At 62.2% G+C, this 19,127-nt stretch carries 14 protein-coding genes; 8 read left to right on the forward strand and 6 right to left on the reverse strand.

What is annotated here, in order from left to right; all coding sequences use genetic code 11:
- Positions 1-5 precede the first annotated feature (5 nt).
- The 4 genes from E8F20_RS13750 to E8F20_RS13765 all read right to left on the reverse strand — a co-directional run bounded on the left by E8F20_RS13750 (position 6) and on the right by E8F20_RS13765 (position 4,352).
- Positions 6-2,261, reverse strand: coding sequence for an arginine/lysine/ornithine decarboxylase (locus E8F20_RS13750; RefSeq protein WP_280284196.1), 2,256 nt, complete (start codon positions 2,259-2,261; stop codon positions 6-8).
- Between the two features lie 104 nt (positions 2,262-2,365).
- The gene (gene dnaQ / locus E8F20_RS13755) at positions 2,366-3,103 is read right to left on the reverse strand and encodes a DNA polymerase III subunit epsilon (protein ID WP_280284197.1); all 738 of its coding nucleotides are present in this window, start codon (positions 3,101-3,103) and stop codon (positions 2,366-2,368) included.
- 40 nt (positions 3,104-3,143) lie between these two features.
- Positions 3,144-3,587 (reverse strand): ribonuclease HI, encoded by a 444-nt coding sequence (rnhA, locus tag E8F20_RS13760; RefSeq protein ID WP_280284198.1) that lies wholly within the window; start codon positions 3,585-3,587, stop codon positions 3,144-3,146.
- Entirely contained in the window at positions 3,588-4,352 is a 765-nt protein-coding gene (locus E8F20_RS13765; protein ID WP_280284199.1) for a methyltransferase domain-containing protein, read from the reverse strand. It abuts the gene before it with no gap.
- A gap of 61 nt (positions 4,353-4,413) precedes the next feature.
- Here E8F20_RS13765 and gloB point away from each other — a divergent pair, with 61 nt between their 5' ends.
- Together gloB and E8F20_RS13775 are read left to right on the forward strand one after the other, a co-directional pair.
- Positions 4,414-5,193, forward strand: a complete 780-nt coding sequence (gene gloB / locus E8F20_RS13770) for a hydroxyacylglutathione hydrolase (protein WP_280284200.1) — start codon at positions 4,414-4,416, stop codon at positions 5,191-5,193.
- A gap of 98 nt (positions 5,194-5,291) precedes the next feature.
- Positions 5,292-6,878 (forward strand): LysM peptidoglycan-binding domain-containing protein, encoded by a 1,587-nt coding sequence (locus tag E8F20_RS13775; protein WP_280284201.1) that lies wholly within the window; start codon positions 5,292-5,294, stop codon positions 6,876-6,878.
- Positions 6,879-6,974: 96 nt separating this feature from the next.
- Here E8F20_RS13775 and E8F20_RS13780 read toward each other — a convergent pair whose 3' ends face one another.
- Complete coding sequence (locus tag E8F20_RS13780; protein WP_280284202.1) at positions 6,975-8,417, reverse strand: HDOD domain-containing protein; 1,443 nt, start codon at positions 8,415-8,417, stop codon at positions 6,975-6,977.
- Positions 8,418-8,653: 236 nt separating this feature from the next.
- Here E8F20_RS13780 and E8F20_RS13785 point away from each other — a divergent pair, with 236 nt between their 5' ends.
- From E8F20_RS13785 to fabI, 6 genes are read left to right on the forward strand one after another with little or no spacing between them, the layout of a single operon-like run.
- The gene (locus E8F20_RS13785; RefSeq protein ID WP_280284203.1) at positions 8,654-10,480 is read left to right on the forward strand and encodes an extracellular solute-binding protein; all 1,827 of its coding nucleotides are present in this window, start codon (positions 8,654-8,656) and stop codon (positions 10,478-10,480) included.
- Positions 10,477-12,324, forward strand: a complete 1,848-nt coding sequence (locus E8F20_RS13790; protein ID WP_280284204.1) for an extracellular solute-binding protein — start codon at positions 10,477-10,479, stop codon at positions 12,322-12,324. Before E8F20_RS13785 ends, E8F20_RS13790 begins: the two co-directional genes overlap by 4 nt.
- Entirely contained in the window at positions 12,325-13,410 is a 1,086-nt protein-coding gene (locus E8F20_RS13795; RefSeq protein ID WP_280284205.1) for a microcin C ABC transporter permease YejB, read from the forward strand. It abuts the gene before it with no gap.
- Positions 13,411-13,412: 2 nt separating this feature from the next.
- Positions 13,413-14,432: an ABC transporter permease gene (locus E8F20_RS13800; RefSeq protein WP_280284206.1), complete on the forward strand. Its 1,020-nt coding sequence runs from the start codon at positions 13,413-13,415 to the stop codon at positions 14,430-14,432.
- 1 nt (position 14,433) lies between these two features.
- Positions 14,434-16,041 (forward strand): ABC transporter ATP-binding protein, encoded by a 1,608-nt coding sequence (locus tag E8F20_RS13805; RefSeq protein WP_280284207.1) that lies wholly within the window; start codon positions 14,434-14,436, stop codon positions 16,039-16,041.
- 20 nt (positions 16,042-16,061) lie between these two features.
- Positions 16,062-16,856: an enoyl-ACP reductase FabI gene (fabI, locus tag E8F20_RS13810; RefSeq protein ID WP_280284208.1), complete on the forward strand. Its 795-nt coding sequence runs from the start codon at positions 16,062-16,064 to the stop codon at positions 16,854-16,856.
- Positions 16,857-17,082: 226 nt separating this feature from the next.
- Here the strand turns inward: fabI and E8F20_RS13815 are convergent, their stop codons facing one another.
- Positions 17,083-18,957 carry a SurA N-terminal domain-containing protein gene (locus tag E8F20_RS13815; protein WP_280284209.1) on the reverse strand — a complete coding sequence of 625 codons (1,875 nt, stop codon included), beginning with the start codon at positions 18,955-18,957 and terminating at the stop codon, positions 17,083-17,085.
- Positions 18,958-19,127: the final 170 nt, after the last annotated feature.

Below are 19,127 nucleotides of genomic sequence, written 5' to 3' on the forward strand. Positions count from 1 at the left end.
CCGATTTATTCCTTGATGCAGTCCACTGTATAGCAGCGACCTGTAGGACTTTCCTGACAGTTGAGGCCATGCACATCGATATCGAACCCAGGGAAGCTCAGGTCGAAGGTGCGCGCGAATTCCAGGTAGTCGATTATTGCGCGGGTTTCCGGGGTGAAGCGCTCACCCGGCATGATCAGCGGTATGCCCGGCGGATAGGGCACCAGCATCACAGCCGCAATGCGCCCTTGCAGCTTGTCCAGCGGCACGGCCTCCACTTCGCCACGCACCAGGTTGTCGTAGGCATCGGCTGGCTTCATCGCCAGCTCCGGCAGTTTCGTGTACATGCGTCGCAACGCTTTTGGCGTAGCGCTGTTGCGGTAGCAGGCATGCAACGCGTCGCAGAGGTCGCGCAACCCCATGCCGGCATAACGGGCCGCATGGGCGGTAGCGATCGAGGGCAACGCCTCGGCCAGGCTCTGGTTGGCGTCGTAGCCGCGCTTGAACTCCAACAGCTCGGTGAGAAGCGTGCTCCACTTGCCCTTGGTGATCCCCATGGAGAACAGCACCAGGAAGGAATAGAGGCCGGTCTTCTCCACCACCAGCCCACGCTCCCAGAGGAACTTGCTGACGACGGCCGCGGGAATGCCCTGATCGCCCAGCTTGCCATCGGCGGTCAGGCCCGGCGTTACCAGCGTGACCTTGATCGGGTCGATCAGCACATAGTCTTCCGCCACATCGCCGAAACCGTGCCAATCGGCATCCGGGCGCAGTAGCCAGTCCACCGTGGCTACGCTGTCGGCGCCTTCCACCCGCGGCGGTTGCCAGATGCCGAACCACCAGTCGTCGGTCGTCAGGTTCTGTCGCACATTGGCCAGTGCCCGGCGAAAACGCAGCGCCTCGTCGAAGGTTTCCTGGATCAGCGAGCGCCCGGCGGGCCCTTCCATCATCGCCGACGCCACATCGAGCGAGGCGATGATGCCGTACTGGGGCGAGGTGGAGATGTGCATCATGAAGGCTTCGTTGAAACGATGCCGGTCCAGCCGGCGCGCGCCGCCATCCTGCACGTGGATCATCGAAGCCTGGCTGAACGCCGCCAGCAGCTTGTGGGTGGAGTGGGTGGTGAACACTAGCGGCGAGCGTTCATCCCGGCCGGTACACATGCCGTAGCGCCCAGCGTAGAACTCGTGGAAGGCGGCATAGGCGTACCAGGCCTCATCGAAATGCAGCACGTCCACCGAGTCGCCCAGGGCCTGCTTGATCAGTTCGGCGTTGTAGCAGAGGCCGTCATAGGTGGAGTTGGTCACCACTGCCAGCTTGACCTTGGGCTCGCGGCCTTTGGCCAGGGGGCTGGCGTCGATTTTTGCCTGGATCGACTCACGGCTGAACTCGCTGAGCGGGATCGGCCCGATGATGCCCAACTCGTTGCGCTCCGGCGTCAGATACAGCGGAATGGCGCCTGTCATGATGATCGAGTGGACGATGGACTTGTGGCAGTTGCGGTCCACAAGCACCAGGTCATCGCGGCCCACCATGGAGTGCCACACGATCTTGTTCGCAGTGGAGGTGCCGTTGATCACGAAGAACGTGTGGTCGGCCCCGAAGTTTTGCGCCGCCCGCGCTTCGGCTTCGGCCAGCGGACCGGTGTGATCGAGCAGAGACCCCAGTTCCGGCACCGATACCGAAAGGTCCGAGCGCAGCGTGTTTTCGCCAAAAAACTGGTGGAACGCCTGGCCTACCGGGCTCTTGCGATAAGCGACGCCGCCACCATGCCCCGGCGTGTGCCAGGAGTAATTGGATTGCGCGGTGTGTTCCACCAGGGCGCGGAAGAACGGCGGCAGCAACCCTTCCAGATAACTGCGAGCGGCGCGGGCCACCTGGCGTGCCAGGAAAGGCACGGTGTCTTCGTAAAGATAAAGCAGGCCGCGCAGTTGGTTGAGGTCCGCCATGGCCTCAGCCGGCGCATTCTCAATGGTCACCTGCTCGCCGAGGGCGAAGATCGGTAGCTGCGGCGCACGCACCCGCGCAACGCGGATCAACTCCACCATGTCCTGCAACAGCCGCTGGTTCTCCCCGGCGCCTTCGGCAGCGACCAGGATGCAAGCGAGACCATGATGGGTCGAAGCAACGATGCGCCCTTCGGCGGAGCTGGCGGTGGAGAGAATGGTGAAGCCTTCTTGCTCGAGCTCACGGGCGATGCTGCGCACCCGGTCGCCGGCAACAGTGTCAGCCTTGATGTCGCGGTGGACGATGAGGACGGGGAACTTGAGCTCTTTATACATTGCGGCTCCCTGAGGGGCGGGCCTGCCCGCCTATGCCCTCAGGGTAGAAGCTCGTTCGCAGGGGCGGTACCCCTGCTGCCACTGGCTGTACGTAAAAGTCGCAATCAGGAAGCCGGCGGCGCGTCCATCTGAACCCAGAGTGCGGGTGAGCCGGCAGACTTTTCGATGGCCGCCAGGCGGGAAGCATGGGCAGCCAGCTCTTCTTCACTGGCGCGGATCACTCGGCTGCGTGGGCGATCGGCGGGCAGACGGCGGATTGGCGAAGCCTGAGCACGACCACCGCTGCCGTCGCCACCATCGCCGGCGAGGGACAAGTTGGTCTGGCCACCGGTCATCGCCAGATAGACGTCGGCGAGGATCTCGGCGTCGAGCAATGCGCCGTGCAGTTCACGGTTGGAGTTGTCGACGTCGTAGCGCTTGCACAGGGCGTCCAGACTGTTGCGCTGCCCCGGATGGCGCTCGCGGGCCATCATCAGGGTGTCGAGCACTGTGCAGTGCTCGGTGACGTCGCTGCGGTCGGACTGCCCCAACAGGGCGAACTCGTTATTGATGAAGCCGATGTCGAACGCCGCGTTGTGGATGATCAGCTCGGCGCCCTTGATGAATTCGAAGAACTCATCGGCAACATCCTTGAAGCGCGGCTTGCCCACTAGGAACTCGTTGGTGATACCGTGCACCGCGATAGCGCCTTCATCCACCTCGCGATCAGGTTGCAGGTAAACGTGGAAGTGCCGCCCGGTCAGGCGCCGACCTTCCATCTCGACGCAGCCGATCTCGATGACCCGGTGACCATCGGTAACCGGCATGCCGGTGGTTTCAGTGTCGAGCACTACATAACGCATGTTCAGAACCTATGAAGGAGATTGCCGCAGGGGCGGAATTCTAGCGGGCATTCAACTCAGCGACACCCCGATTGGCCAACTGGTCGGCCCGCTCGTTGCCGGGGTGGCCGGTATGGCCGCGCACCCACTGCCAGCGCACGTTGTGGCGATTCACCTGCTCGTCCAGGGCCTGCCAGAGATCGGCATTCTTCACCGGCTGCTTGGACGCGGTTTTCCAGCCGCGCTTCTTCCAGTTGGGCATCCATTCAGTGATGCCCTGCATCACGTACTGGGAGTCGGTGATGATTTTCACCTCGCATGAACGCTTTAGCGCGACCAGCCCCATGATGGCGGCCATCAGCTCCATGCGGTTGTTGGTGGTATCGCGCTCGCCACCCCAAAGTTCGCGCTCGGCGCCCTTGTAGACCAGCAGCGCACCCCAGCCGCCAGGGCCGGGATTGCCCTTGCAGGCGCCATCGGTATAGATCTCGACCAGATCGCTCACTTATGCCTCATGTTTCGAATCGCACCGGCTGACCTTGGCCACCGGCATCGGAACCAGCTTGCCCATGGGCTCACGCCGGGACTGACGCAGTGGCCGCAAGCCGATCACCAACTTGCGCGCCACCAATAGATAGAAGCCCGCACCGAATCCTTGTCCGGCGGCGCCCCAACGCTCCAGGCGGGCCAGGCGGGATTGCCAGGCGGCTGAAGCGAGCGGCGGACGATAGCACCCGAAGCGTCGTTTCTCCAGCGCGAACCCCAGCAGGTTGAGCCAGTCGTTGACCCGCGTTGGCGAGATGCAGCGCGCCTGGCGCAGGGCATCGCGAGCGAAGAAATGGCGCACGCCCCAGGCACTCCATGGATTGACCCCGACGATGATCAGGTGACCGCCGGGCCGCACACTGCGTGCAGCCTCGCGCAACAGGCTATGGGGAGAAAGACAGAAATCCAGGCCATGCTGCAACACCACAACGTCGGCGGCATGCTCGCTCAAGGGCCAGGCGGCCTCTTCGCAGGCGATTTCCACCCCCGGAAGGGGCGCACCCAAGTGGACGCAGCGCTGGATCTGCTTGGCGCCGGGTGGTAATTCCGCGCGCGGGCCGTAATGCACCAGGTAACCGCCGAAGTAGCGCGCCAGTTCGTCCTCCAGCAACCGCTGCTCTTCGAACAGCATCAACCCGCCCAACGGGCCTGCAAACCAGGAACGAGCCCCGGTGATCAGCTCGAGCCAGTCGGCATCGGCTTGAGCGAATGCTTTCTCGGTCATGGCAATCTCCTGCGTCAGAGCCCTAAGATGCTCCATTGCTCTCTGCTTGGCGACTCCCTTCATGATCCAGATTGATGCCCTCCCCGCCTTCTCCGACAACTACCTCTGGCTGCTGCAAGATGCCGAAAACCGCCGCTGCGCGGTGGTCGACCCGGGTGACGCCGGGCCGGTACTGGCCTGGCTTGAAGCCCATCCCGGCTGGCAGCTGACGGACATCCTGGTCACCCACCACCACCACGATCACATCGGCGGCGTGGCTCGCCTGAAGGAAGCCTGCGGCGCCCGCGTGCTGGGGCCGTCCCGGGAAAAGATCCCCTCGCGCGACCAGGCCCTGGACGAAGGCGACCGGGTACAGGTGCTGGGCCTGGAGTTCCAGGTGATCGAAGTCCCTGGCCATACCCTGGGCCATATCGCTTACTACCATGCGGACGCCAGGCAACCGCTACTGTTCTGCGGCGATACGCTATTCGCCGCCGGCTGTGGCCGTCTGTTCGAAGGCACCCCGGAACAGATGCACCACTCCCTCACCCGTCTGGCAGCACTGCCGGTGACCACCCGCATCTACTGCACCCATGAGTACACGCTCAGCAACCTGCGCTTTGCCAAGGCAGTGGAGCCCACCAACCGTGCTACGTCCACGCGATTCGACGAAGTCACCCGGCTGCGCGAGCAAGGGGGGATCAGCTTGCCATCTACCATCGCCCTGGAACTGGCCACCAACCCCTTCCTGCGGGTAACCGAAACATCCGTTAAACAAATGGCCGACGAGCGGGCCGGCCGGGATAACCCTACGCCAACCGAGGTCTTCGCCACCCTCCGAGCCTGGAAAGACCAGTTCTGAACAGTCGGTCAAGCTTTGGCGGACTGGTGAAAACTTGACCAACCATAGGTCGATTTCTAGAATCGCCGGACTTTTTTGCCGGAAAAACCTCACAGCCAATGTTATCTACGCCGTTCAGAACCTTCGACCTGGATGCATTGGCACGAGCCGCGCGAGCGCTCGTTGTGGTGTGTGCGGCTACGCTTGCAGGCTGTTCTGGCATGGGCCAGAAGGACGATGACCAGGGCCGCGACACAGACCGCGCGCTGGGCATGAACCAGCATCCCCAGTGGCTGGAAGAAGCCGAAACCGAGCGCGAGCCTCAGGACATCTGGGACCGCATGCGCAACGGTTTCAAGCTGCAGGATGAAATCGGCGTAAACCCGCGTATTGAGCGCCAGCGCCTCTGGTACGTCAGCAAGCCCTCCTTCCTGGAAAGCGCCAGCGAGCGTGGCAGCCTCTATATCCACTACGTGGTAGAGCGCCTGGAAGAGCGCAACATGCCCCTGGAGCTTGCCCTGCTGCCGGTGGTGGAAAGCGCCTATAACCCCTTTGCCTATTCGCGCAGCCAAGCCGTGGGCATCTGGCAGTTCATTCCGTCCACGGGCCGCTACTTCAACCTGCGCCAGACCAACTGGTACGACGGCCGTCGCGATATCACCGCCTCCACCAACGCCGCGCTGAACTACCTGGAACGCCTGCACGAGATGTTCAACGGCGACTGGCTGCTAGCACTGGCCGCCTACAATGCGGGCGAAGGCACCGTCAGCCGTGCCATCGAGCGTAATCAGAAGCTCGGCCTGCCGACCGACTACTGGAACCTGCCGCTGCCCAAGGAAACCCAGGATTATGTGCCCAAGCTGCTGGCACTATCGCAACTGGTGATGGCACCTGAAGCCTATGGCGTGAACCTCGATCCCATCGCCAACGAACCCTACTTCGAAGTGGTGGAAGTCAAGCAGCAGCGCCTCGACCTGTCGCAGGTGGCCGAGCTGGCCGACATGGACGCCGACGAGATGTACCAGCTCAACCCGGCCTTCAAGAAGCGCATCACCATGGACGGCCCGCAGCACCTGCTGGTGCCGACCGAGAAGGCCGAGCTACTGACCGCCAACCTCGCCCTGATGAAACCCCAGGAGCTGGTGGACTGGCAGCAGTACCGGGTGCGCAATGGCGACAGCCTGCACGGCATCGCCAACCGCTATCACGTAACGGTCAAGACCCTGAAGGAAATCAATGGCCTTTCCGGCAACCACCTGCGTGTAGGCCAGAAATTGAGCATTCCGGTCGAGCCAGGACTGAAGCCCGGACAACCGCTGTTCCAGAACGTCGCCAATGCTCCTGCACCCACCCCAACGCGCAGCCACAAGGTGAAGAGTGGCGACAACCTCTGGACCATCGCTCGCGATTACAAGGTGAATGTGCAGGACATCAAGCGCTGGAACCAGCTCAAGGGCAATCACCTGAAGACCGGTCAGGTCCTGAAACTGCAAGGCGGCGCCATTCAGGTCGCCAGCGCCAGCCAAGGCAGCAAGTCCAAGGGCAAGGACCGTGAATCAGTGACCTATTACAAGGTCAAGCGGGGCGACTCCCTCTACCTGATCGCCAAGCGCTTCAACGTCGAGATGAAACACCTGCAACGCTGGAATCCGCGCAGTGGCACCGGCTTGAAGCCGGGCCAGACCCTGACCGTCTACCTGCCCTGACACCCTCCGCCCATAGGGCACAGATGGGCGCCGACCAAGGCGCGCCCCCAATACGCCTGCAGCCCGCCCGCTGAGCCTCGCGCCCGCTGCCCGCGGCTACTTTTGCGCCATCGCCGCCAGGCACCGCCCCGCTGCCTGGGCGAAATGCTGAAATGCCACGAACTGCTCATGCCTGAGCGCCCGGCCCGAAAGTCGGCAATCAGCGTAGATCACCCCGATCTCGCGCTTGCCGGCCAGCAGTGGCGCGACGAAGAACATCCCCTGCCCCAGCCACTCGCGCATCGGGCGCGTCACCAGGTCGTTCAGGCTGTAACTGGCGGGAACGCCCATCCACAAGGTCTCGCGAGTACGCAAGACGTAGCTGAACAGATTGGCCTGTTCGGGCAGGTCGGCCGGCAAGGCGAAGTCACTCAGCCATCGCTCGCTGCCCTCACCCACTGCGCGGCGCGCCGTGAAGCGACTGCGCTGGTCTGCCAGCACCGCCACCATTACCCGCTCTATCCCGGCCCCCCTGTGCAAGCCCTGGAGCAGGGTATCCAGCACCAGGTTGACGTCTGCCTTGCGCGACACCAGCATGCCCAGTTCCTGCAGGGCCTGTTGCATGACCAGCAGGTTGGGTTGAAGCAACCGCGCCTGGCGCTGCTCGCGCTGCACGCGAATCTGTTCCGGGTCAGTGTGAGGAATCAGGTGGCAAAGCTTGCTGGCGCCAAAGGTCGTCGCCACCTTGACCGCCTCATCGGCATTGGCCAGAACCTGCTGCATCGCCTCCTCCCGACCGAGGCCCACCAGGCTGGCAAACTGCTCCACCAGTAGCGTCATGGCTGGAGAGTCCCAGCCCTGCAGGGCTGACTCACTGATGCGCACACCCAAGCTCACAGCCTTCACCGCAGGGTCACTCTGGGACGAGCCGGCGTGGGCGAGGCTCGCCAGCTCCCCCAGGTTCCAGCTGCGCACCAGACCCAAGGTGAGTTGGCGAAAGCTGGTACCCAGCACGTCGCGTACGGCCTGCTCTTCGTCGATCCCCGGTTGCGACAGGGCGGCAGCCAGCTCGTCGGCCTGATCGCCGCCACAGCCCCAGAACGCCAGTTCCCCCAGGTTGTGCAGCAGGGCGGCAATGAATACCTCTTCCTGGCTGCGCGCCAGCAGGTAGCCTGCAATGTTGCGTGCCTGCACTGCGGCATGGAAGGAACGCGCCAGAAGCGCCGGCAATTGCTCCCGCGGGCCGCAAGTCAGCAGGCTGTCGATCAGGCTCACTGAAAGACCTATCAGACGCACGCTCTCGAAACCGATCAGTACGATGGCGCGGGAGATCGTGCGGATCGCCTCCTGGGAGGGGTTGTAATAGACGCTGTTGGCGACCTTCAGCACCTTGGACGTCAAGGTCGCGTCACGTAGCAGCACATCGGCCAACTGCTGCACGGAGGATTTGTCCTGTTGGGCCATCTGGTGCAAGTCCTGCACCACCGCGGCCAGCGCGGGCAATTCGGCCTCGTTGAGGCGGTCGATCCATGACTGCAAACCATGGCTACGTTCACCCAAGATTGGTACCTCTGCGAAAATTTCCGGATTGTGGTCAGAATGCTGGCCAGCTAGCCGCAGGCTGGCCCTTTTTTCTTGCCTGTACAAGCTGTTACTGTACTTGCCAGCCGTCACCGCCGACACCCGCAGCGCGTGACCCCCGACACGATTTCGCCGGCCCGAGGCCCGCGCCTTCCCGCCAGCGAGGCCAGCGCTCATATGCCCGACACAACAGCCATGGATCGGACCCCCGCCTGATGCGTCGCCTTGCGTTCATGCTCATCGGCCTGCTGGCCCAACCCAGCTTCGCCAGCCTGATTGAAAGCCACGGCTATGCGCAGTTCGGCATGCTGAAGTACCCCGCCAACTTCGACCATTTCGAATGGGTCAACCCCAGTGCCCCCAAGGGCGGAACACTGCGGGTCATGGCCTTCGGCAACTTCGACACCCTCAATCCCTACACCTTCAAGGGCACCAGCCCGGCGGCCACGCCCAACTTCCTGCAGTACGGCGTCACCGAATTGAACGAGCCGTTGATGGTGGGTACCGGCCAGTACGACCCCTCCGGGGACGAACCCGCCTCGAGCTACGGGCTGATCGCCAGGAGCGTCGAATACAGCGAGGACCGAAGCTGGGTGGTGTTCAACCTGCGCGAGGAAGCCCGCTTCCACGACGGCAAGCCGATTACCGCCTATGACGTGGCCTTCTCCTACCGCACGCTGGTCGAGAACGGCCATCCTCAATACCGCACCAGCCTGCAGGAAGTGAAGCGGGTCGACATCCTCAACCGCCACCGCATTCGCTTCGTACTCAAGCGCGCCGGCAACCCGCTGCTGATCCTGCGCCTTGGCGAGTTGCCCGTTCTCCCCCAGCACTACTGGGAAAACCGCGACTTCAAGGCCACCACCTTCGAGCCCCCCCTGGGCAGCGGCCCTTATCGCATCGCTCAGGTTCGGCCGGGACGCAGCCTGGTATTCGAGCGGGTGAAGGACTGGTGGGGCGAGAAATTGCCGGCCAACCGTGGCAAGTACAACTTTGATCGGGTCGAAGTGGAGTTCTACCGCGACAGCAACGTCGCGTTCGAAGCCTTCAAGGCTGGGGAGTTCGATTTCTACATCGAGCATCAGGCGAAGAACTGGGCCAATGGCTATCGTTTCCCGGCCATCGCCCGTGGCGACGTCATACGCGCCGAGATCCCGCACCAGATCCCGACCCAGACCCAGGCCCTGTTCATGAACACCCGCCGCGCCATATTCAGTGACCGCAAGGTGCGCGAAGCGATGGGACTGATGTTCGACTTCGAATGGACCAACCGTACCCTGTTCAACAACGCCTATATGCGCTCCACGAGCTACTACCCCAATAGCGAGTTCAGCGCCCAGGGCAAGCCCGAAGGGCACGAGTGGTTGCTGCTGTCACCCCACCGCAAGGAGTTGCCGGAGTCGCTGTTCATCCGGCCGTTCCAGGTACCCACCACCGAGGGGCGCGGCATCCCGCGGGAAACCCTTCGCCGCGCCCTAGGTCTATTGGCCGGAGCCGGCTGGAAACTGTCCGGCCAGCGCCTGGTGAATGATCGTGGCCAGCCGCTGCGTTTTGAAATCCTGCTGGTCAACCCGAACCTTGAACGTATCCTCCAGCCCTATCGCGAAAACCTTGCCAGCATCGGCATCGACGTCAGCCTGAGGACCGTGGACCGCGCGCAGTACAAACAGCGCCTCGACCACTTCGACTACGACATGATCCTGATGACCCTGCCGCAGACCCTGAGTCCGGGCCTGGAGCAATACCTCTACTTCCACTCCAGCCAGGTGGGCGTGAAGGGCAGCAAGAATTACGCGGGCGTCGCCAACCCGGTGGCCGACGACTTGATCGACAAACTTCTCGGCGCCCAGAGCCGCGACGAACAACTGGCCGCCGCGCGAGCACTCGACCGCACCCTGCTCTGGGAGCACTACAGCGTCCCCAACTGGTACATCAATTATCACCGCCTGGCCTACCGCAACCGGTTCGCCTTCGTCACCACACCGCCCTACACCCTGGGCCTGCGTGCCTGGTGGCTGAAGCCCACGGAGAACGCCCGATGAGCAAAACGCTGCGCAACCAATGCCTGCAAGGTTGTGGCGCCCTGCTGCTGTCCCTGGCCGGCCTCGCCACGGCCGAACCCAAGTACGCCATCACCCTGTATGACGAGCCTGCCAAGTACCCGGCGAACTTCACGCACTTTTCCTGGGTCAACCCGGATGCGCCCAAGGGTGGTGCCCTGCGTCTCGCCGGCGTCGGCGGGTTCGACAGCCTCAACCCCTTCATTCCGCGGGGCAATTCGGCCGACCAGATCGGCCTGATCTACGACAGCCTGACCTTCCACTCCCCGGATGAACCCTTCACCGAGTACGGCCTGCTGGCGGAGAAGATCGAAAAGGCGCCGGACAACAGCTACGTGCGCTTCTACCTGAATCCCAAGGCGCGCTTCCACGATGGCCAGCCGGTGACGGCCGAGGACGTGATATTCACCTTCAACACCCTCGTCGAGCATGGCGACCCCATGTACCGCCACTATTACGCCGACGTGGACAAGGTGGAGGCCGAGGACACGTTGCGCGTGCGCTTCGACTTCAAGCACGCGGGCAATCGTGAACTGCCGCTGATCCTCGGCCAGATCCAGGTACTGCCCAAGCACTTCTGGGCGGGTCGCGACTTCGGTAAGACCGACCTCGCCCCGCCGCTCGGCAGCGGCCCTTACCGAATCGCCAAGGTGGACGCTGGCCGCTCCATTCGCTATGAGCGGGTCAAGGACTGGTGGGCCAAAGACCTTCCGGTCACGCGCGGTTACTACAACTTCGATGCGATAACCGTCGACTACTACCGTGACATGTCGGTGTCACTGGAGGCCTTCAAGGCCGGCCAGTTTGACTTCAACCTGGAGTACTCCGCCAAGGATTGGGCTACCGGCTACGAAAGCCCTGCCCTGCGCGCTGGCAAGATCGTCAAGGAAGCCATCCCGAACCATAACCCGACCGGGATGCAGGGCTTTGCCTTCAACATTCGCCGACCAGCATTCCAGGACCGCCGGGTACGCGAGGCCATCGCCCAGCTGTTCGACTTCGAATGGGCCAACAAGCAGCTGTTCTTTGGCGCCTACAAACGCACCAGCAGCTACTTCGAGAACTCGGAGATGGCGTCCCACGAGATGCCTGATGCCGAGGAGCTGAAAATCCTCGAGCCGCTGCGTGACCAGGTGCCGGGCGAAGTCTTCACCCAGGTGTTCAAACCGCCGGTGAGTGACGGCAGCGGCATCATCCGCGACCAGAAACGCCGCGCTTACCAGTTGCTCATGGAGGCCGGCTACAAGATCGAGAACGACAAGATGGTCGGCCCGGACGGCAAGCCCCTGGCCTTCGAGATCCTCATCGCCCAGGCCAACCTGGAACGCGTGATCCTGCCCTTCAAGCGCAACCTGGCGGAGCTAGGCATCGACCTGCAGATTCGCCGCGTGGACGTTTCCCAGTACATCAACCGCCTGCGCTCGCGCGACTTCGACATGATCCCGGCCACCTGGGGGCAGTCCAGCTCGCCGGGCAACGAACAGATGGAGTTCTGGCACTCGCGCAGCGCCGACAGTGCCGGCAGCCGCAACTTCATCGGCCTGCGCGACCCTGCCATCGACAAGCTAGTGGAGGGCCTGATCCGCGCCGACTCACGCAAAAGCCTGGTGAAACACGCCCGCGCCCTCGATCGGGTACTGCTCTGGGGTCACTATGTGGTGCCCAACTACTACGTCGACACCTGGCGCGTGGCCTACTGGAACCACTTCCAGCGCCCCGAAACGACGCCGCTCTATGACTACAGCCTGATGACCTGGTGGCAGAAACCGGGCACGGAAACTGCTAACGAGTCCGAGCAAGCCATCTCCGAGCCGGATGCCCAGTAAATGCTCGCCTACATACTGCGTCGACTGCTGCTGATCGTTCCCACCCTGTTCGGCATCCTGCTGATCAACTTCATCATCATCCAGGCCGCTCCCGGTGGTCCGGTGGAACAGATGATCGCGAAACTGGAAGGCTTCGATGCCGCGGCCGGTGGCGCCACCGGACGCATCTCCGGCGGCGGCTCGGAAGTGGCCACGGCGGGCTCGAACTACCGCGGCGCCCAGGGCCTCGACCCGGAACTGGTGGCCGAGATCGAGAAGATGTACGGCTTCGACAAGCCGGCTCCGGAACGCTTCTGGCTGATGATCACCAACTACCTGAAACTGGATTTCGGCAATAGCTTCTTCCGTGATGCCAAGGTCACCGACCTGATCATCGAGAAGTTGCCGGTGTCCATCTCCCTCGGGCTCTGGAGCACCCTGATCATGTACCTGGTCTCCATACCCCTGGGGATCGCCAAGGCCGTGCGCCACGGCAGCGCCTTCGACGTCTGGAGCAGCACGGCAATCATCATCGGCTACGCCATCCCGGCGTTTCTGTTCGCCATCCTGCTGATCGTGCTGTTTGCTGGCGGTAGCTACTTCGACTGGTTCCCCCTTCGCGGCCTCACCTCGAACAACTTCGACGAACTGAGCCTGACCGGCAAGATGCTCGACTACTTCTGGCACCTGGCCCTGCCAGTGACTGCGCTGGTGATCGGCAACTTCGCCACCCTCACCCTGCTGACCAAGAACAGCTTTCTCGACGAGATCAACAAACAGTACGTGACCACTGCCCGCGCCAAGGGCCTATCGGAAAACCGCGTGCTTTATGGCCACGTGTTCCGTAATGCGATGCTGCTGATCATCGCCGGTTTCCCGGCGGCCTTCATCGGCCTGTTCTTCACGGGATCACTACTGATCGAGGTGATCTTCTCCCTCGACGGCCTGGGTCTGCTGAGCTTCGAGTCCGCGCTGAATCGCGATTACCCCGTGGTGTTCGGCACACTCTTCATCTTCACTTTGCTGGGACTGGTCGTGAAACTGATCGGCGATCTCACCTATACCCTGGTCGATCCTCGCATCGACTTCGAAAACCGGGAGGGTTGAGCATGGCCCTCTCCCCCATCAACCAGCGCCGCTTCGCACGTTTCAAGGCCAACAAGCGCGGCTGGTGGTCGCTCTGGCTGTTCCTGATCCTCTTCATCCTGAGCCTGGGCGCCGAAATGATCGCCAACGACAAACCGTTGATGGTCGACTACAACGGCCAGTGGTACTTCCCCTTCCTCAAGCGCTATCCGGAAACCACCTTCGGCGGCGAGTTCCCGCTGGAAGCCAACTACAAGACGCCCTATATCCGCGAGCTGATCGAATCCAAGGGCGGCAGCATGATCTGGGCCCCCATTCCCTTCAGCTACGACACCATCAACTACGAACTCAAGGTACCGGCTCCGGCGCCGCCCTCGGCGGAAAACTGGCTGGGTACGGATGACCAGGGGCGCGACGTGATGGCTCGGATCATCTACGGCTTTCGCATCTCGGTGCTGTTCGCCCTGACCCTGACCTTGCTGAGCTCCATCATCGGCGTGATCGCCGGAGCCTTGCAGGGCTTTTACGGCGGCTGGGTGGACCTGGCCGGCCAACGCTTCCTTGAAATCTGGTCCGGCCTGCCCGTGCTCTACCTCCTGATCATCCTGGCCAGCTTCGTGCAGCCGAACTTCTGGTGGCTGCTGGGCATCATGCTGCTGTTCTCATGGATGAGCCTGGTGGACGTGGTGCGTGCCGAGTTTCTTCGTGGCCGCAACCTGGAATACGTGCGCGCGGCCCGCGCACTGGGCATGGAGAATGGCGCCATCATGTTCCGCCACATCCTGCCCAATGCCATGGTGTCCACCATGACTTTCATGCCATTCATCCTCACCGGCGCCATCGGCACCCTGACCGCGCTGGACTTCCTTGGCTTCGGCCTTCCACCGGGAGCCCCTTCCCTCGGCGAGTTGGTAGCCCAGGGCAAATCCAACCTGCAGGCTCCCTGGCTGGGCATTTCTGCCTTCCTGGTGCTGGCGGCCATGTTGACCTTGCTGGTGTTCATCGGCGAAGCCGCGCGCGATGCGTTCGACCCAAGGAAGTGAAATGAGCGAGAACCTGATCGAAATACGCGACCTCGCCGTCGAGTTCGTCACCGGTGAGAAGGTCCAGCGCGTGGTCGAAGGCGTCAGTTTCGACATCCGCAAAGGCGAAACCCTGGCCCTGGTGGGCGAAAGCGGCTCCGGCAAGTCGGTAACCGCGCACTCCATCCTGCGCCTTCTGCCCTACCCGCTCGCCCGCCACCCGAACGGCAGCATCAACTACGCCGGCAAGGACCTGCTGAAGCTACCCGAAAACAAGCTGCGCGGTATTCGTGGCAACCGCATCGCTATGGTCTTCCAGGAGCCCATGACCTCGCTCAATCCGCTACACAGCATCGAAAAGCAGATCAACGAAGTACTGGGCCTGCACAAGGGGTTGACTGGCAAGGCCGCCACCAAACGCACACTGGAACTGCTGGAGCTGGTCGGCATCCCCGAGCCGCACAAACGCCTCAAGGCCTTTCCACACGAACTCTCCGGTGGGCAACGGCAACGGGTGATGATCGCAATGGCACTGGCCAACGAGCCGGAACTCCTGATCGCCGACGAACCCACTACTGCGCTGGATGTCACCGTCCAGCTGAAAATCCTCGAGCTGCTAAAGGAACTGCAGGCACGCCTGGGCATGGCGTTGCTGCTGATCAGCCACGACCTCAACCTGGTGCGGAGAATTGCGCATCGCGTATGTGTCATGCAGCGAGGTTGCATCGTCGAACAAGCGTCGTGTGATGAGCTGTTCCATACACCGCAGCATCCCTACACCAAGGAACTGATCGGCGCCGAGCCGTCGGGCCAGCCGGCACAGAACCCGGTGGGAGCACCACTGCTGGAGGTCGATGACCTGCGTGTGTGGTTCCCGATCAAGAAGGGCTTGCTGCGACGCACCGTGGATCACGTGAAGGCCGTGGACGGCGTCAATTTCAGCCTGCTGCAGGGCCAGACCCTGGGTATCGTGGGCGAAAGCGGCTCCGGCAAGTCCACGCTGGGCCTGGCGATTCTTCGGCTGCTGGGCAGCCGGGGCGGCATCCGTTTCCAGGGCCAGGCACTGGACGGACTGTCGCAGAAGGACGTGCGGCCGTTCCGGCGCGAGATGCAAGTGGTCTTCCAGGATCCCTTCGGCAGTCTCAGCCCGCGCATGTGCGTGGGCCAGATTGTCGGCGAGGGGCTTCGGATCCACCGCATCGGCACCGAGGCGGAGCAGGAACAGGCCATCATCGACGCGCTCCTGGAGGTAGGGTTGGACCCGGAAACCCGGCACCGCTACCCCCACGAGTTTTCCGGCGGGCAGCGGCAGCGGATTGCCATTGCCCGGGCGTTGGTGCTGAAACCGGCACTGATCCTGCTGGACGAGCCCACCTCGGCGCTCGACCGGACGGTTCAGCGCCAAGTGGTGGAGTTGCTGCGTAGGTTGCAGACCAAGTACGACTTGACCTACCTGTTCATCAGCCATGATCTGGCGGTGGTCCGAGCATTGAGCCACCAACTGATGGTGATCAAGCACGGGCAGGTGGTCGAGCAGGGTCCAGCCGAAGGCATCTTCGCCGCACCGCAGCACAGCTATACGAAGCAGTTGCTGGAAGCCGCATTCCTGGTTCCAGAAACTGCCCATTAACCAGAAGAGGATGAAAGCACATGGGTTTTCTCGCCGGTAAGCGCGTACTGATCGTTGGCGTAGCCAGCAAACTGTCCATCGCATCGGGCATCGCTGCAGCCATGCATCGCGAAGGCGCCGAGCTCGCCTTCACCTACCAGAACGACAAGCTGAAAGGCCGCGTCGAAGAATTCGCCGCAAGCTGGGGCTCCAATGCCGAGCTCTGCTTCCCCTGCGACGTGGCCAACGACGAAGAAATCGCCGCTGTCTTCGAGGCCCTCAGCAAGAAGTGGGACGGCTTGGACTGCATCGTCCACTCGGTCGGTTTCGCTCCAGGCGACCAACTGGACGGCGACTTCACCGAAGTCACCACCCGTGATGGCTTCCGCATCGCCCACGACATCAGCGCCTACAGCTTCGTGGCCCTGGCCAAGGCCGGTCGCGAAATGATGAAAGGCCGCAACGGCAGCCTGCTGACCCTGTCCTACCTGGGCGCCGAGCGCACCATGCCGAACTACAACGTCATGGGCATGGCCAAGGCCAGCCTGGAAGCCGGTGTACGTTACCTGGCCGGCAGCCTCGGCCCGGAAGGCACGCGCGTGAACGCCATCTCCGCTGGCCCGATCCGGACCCTGGCGGCTTCCGGCATCAAGAGCTTCCGCAAGATGCTCGCTGCGAACGAGAAACAGACCCCCCTGCGTCGCAACGTGACCATCGAGGAAGTCGGCAACGCCGGTGCCTTCCTCTGCTCCGACCTGGCCTCGGGTATCAGCGGCGAAATCATGTACGTGGACGGCGGTTTCAACACCACAGCCATGGGCAACATCGAAGACTGATAGCCGCACTTACGAAGAAGCCCGCACTCAAGTGCGGGCTTTTTTGTGGGCGATGGCCAAGCGGAGCCTGTTACCGGACCAATCACGTTTAATCAATCCACCATACCGAGCTGAGCGGAACCGTGATACCTGAGCAAGGCTAACGCTTCACCCCGCCATTCGAACGGTCTGGGACACCGACCAAAGAAAAAGGCCGCATAGAGCGGCCTCTTTCATACATCACACGTCAGAAACGTTCGATCTTCGCCTTCTCTTCCAACTGGCGACGGTAGGCAGCAAAGTCTTGCTGGCCACTGCGCGAGGCGAGGAAGCGGCTGTACATCGCCTTCTCCTGCTCCGAAAGCTTCTCTTCCGACTGACTGATGCCGTTCAGACGGATCACCACATAGTCGCCGTTGCCAAGTTTCACGCCAGTGAACTCGGGCTTGTCGGCGGCCGCAGGTTTCGGCATGCGGAACAGGGCCTGCAACACAACCGGCTCGATACCTTCCTGGCTACGGGTCGCGGCTTCTACCACCTGCCAGGATTGACCGTCCTGGGCCTGCTCAACCGGGGTGTTACCTTCGCGCAGGCTGGCAATCAGGGCGTCACCTTTGGTCTTGACGGCTTCGCCGGCCTTCTGCTCCATCAGGTGCTGGCGGATACTGTCACTGACCTTGTCCAGCGACAGCTGTTCGGGCTTCTTGTGCTCTTTCACACGCAGAACGACTACGGTGTCCGGATCGAGCTCAATGGCAGAACTGTTGGCGCCGTCTTCCAGCACTTCCGGACTGAACGCGGCCTGGAGGACTTGGCGATTTGCAGTCAGGCCTTCGCCACCTTCACGACCGAACGGGGCGCTGGTCTTCACTTCAAGGTTCAACTCCTGCGCAGGCTGCGCCAAGTCCGAAGCCTCGAATGCGGCATCTTCCAGTTCCTTGCTTACCTCGACGAAGCGCTGCTCGACCTGCTGAGCCTTGATGTCGTGTTCCAGTTTCGGCTTCAGGCTCTCGAAACTCGGTACCTCGGGCGCCTGCACACCCAGCAGTTTGATCAGGTGCCAACCGTACTGGGTAAGCACCGGAGGGGAAACCTCGCCCTGCTTCAGCGCGTACAGCGACTCTTCAAAAGCCGGGTCATAGACGCCAGGGCCGGCAAAGCCCAAGTCCCCGCCATTGGTAGCGGAGCCGGAGTCGTCAGAGAACTCCTTGGCCAGGGCGGCGAAGTCTTCACCCTTGTCCAGACGCTGCTTGATCTGCTCGACTTTGGCCTTGGCCTGCTCTTCGCTGAGCTTGTCGCTGACCTCTACCAGGATGTGGGCGGCCTGACGCTGTTCGGCAAGGTTGCTGATCTCTTTCTGGTACTGGGCCTGGAGGTCTTCCTCCTTGGCTTCAACCTGACTGAAGAAGGCAGCTTTCTTCAGTTCGACGTACTCGATCACCACCTGCTCGGGGCTCATGAATTGGTCGACGTGACCGTCGTAGTAGGCCTTGAGCTCATCATCAGAAACGCTGACTGCAGCCGGGTCAGCTTTCAGGGTCAGTGTCGCGAAATCGCGAGTCTGTTTCTCCAGACGAGCGAAAGCTTCAACTTCTGCATCGGTCACGAAACCACTACCAGCCAGACCAGCACGCAGTTGGCCGATGAGCATCTCCTGCTCGAGCATCTGGCGGAACTGCAGGCGGCTGTAGTTCATCTGACGAATCACCTGATCGAAGCGGTCGGCATTGAATTTGCCGTCCACTTGGAACTCCGGCGTCTGCAGGATCAACTGGTCAATAGCACTCTGCGAGAAGGCAAAGTCGGCCTCTCCAGCGCCTTGCAGCAAGAGCTTACGTTCGATCAACCCCTTCAGCGCGGCTTCACGCAACAGCTTCTCGTCCAACAGGGAGGCATCGAAGTCCTTACCCAACTGTTGCTGCAACTGGCGGCGCTGCATGTTCACGGCTTCGCTCAGTTGGTCCAGAGTGATCTCATCACCGTTCACCTCAGCCGCGCTCTGGCGATTGCTGGTGGCATTGAAGATGGCGTCGAAGCCGGTCAGCGCCAGCAGCGCGATGATGACGCCAATGATGGTTTTGGCAATCCACCCCTGTGAATTGTCCCGTATGTTCTGCAGCATGGGTCCCCCAGAAACGGCCACATTGAGTCGCAGCCGAGTAACGCGGGTAGAGTATCCGAATAAGAGAAAGGCGCATCCTAGGATGCGCCTTCTCGTAGCTTGCGGAGTCTGAGATTCGACCTCTCTGGTGGTAGGAAGAAACCCTTCGCTTCCACCGCTCCGCTATCAGG

This window comes from Pseudomonas sp. BN415 (genome assembly GCF_029871195.1).
In the GTDB taxonomy this organism is placed as follows: Bacteria; Pseudomonadota; Gammaproteobacteria; order Pseudomonadales; family Pseudomonadaceae; genus Metapseudomonas; species Metapseudomonas resinovorans.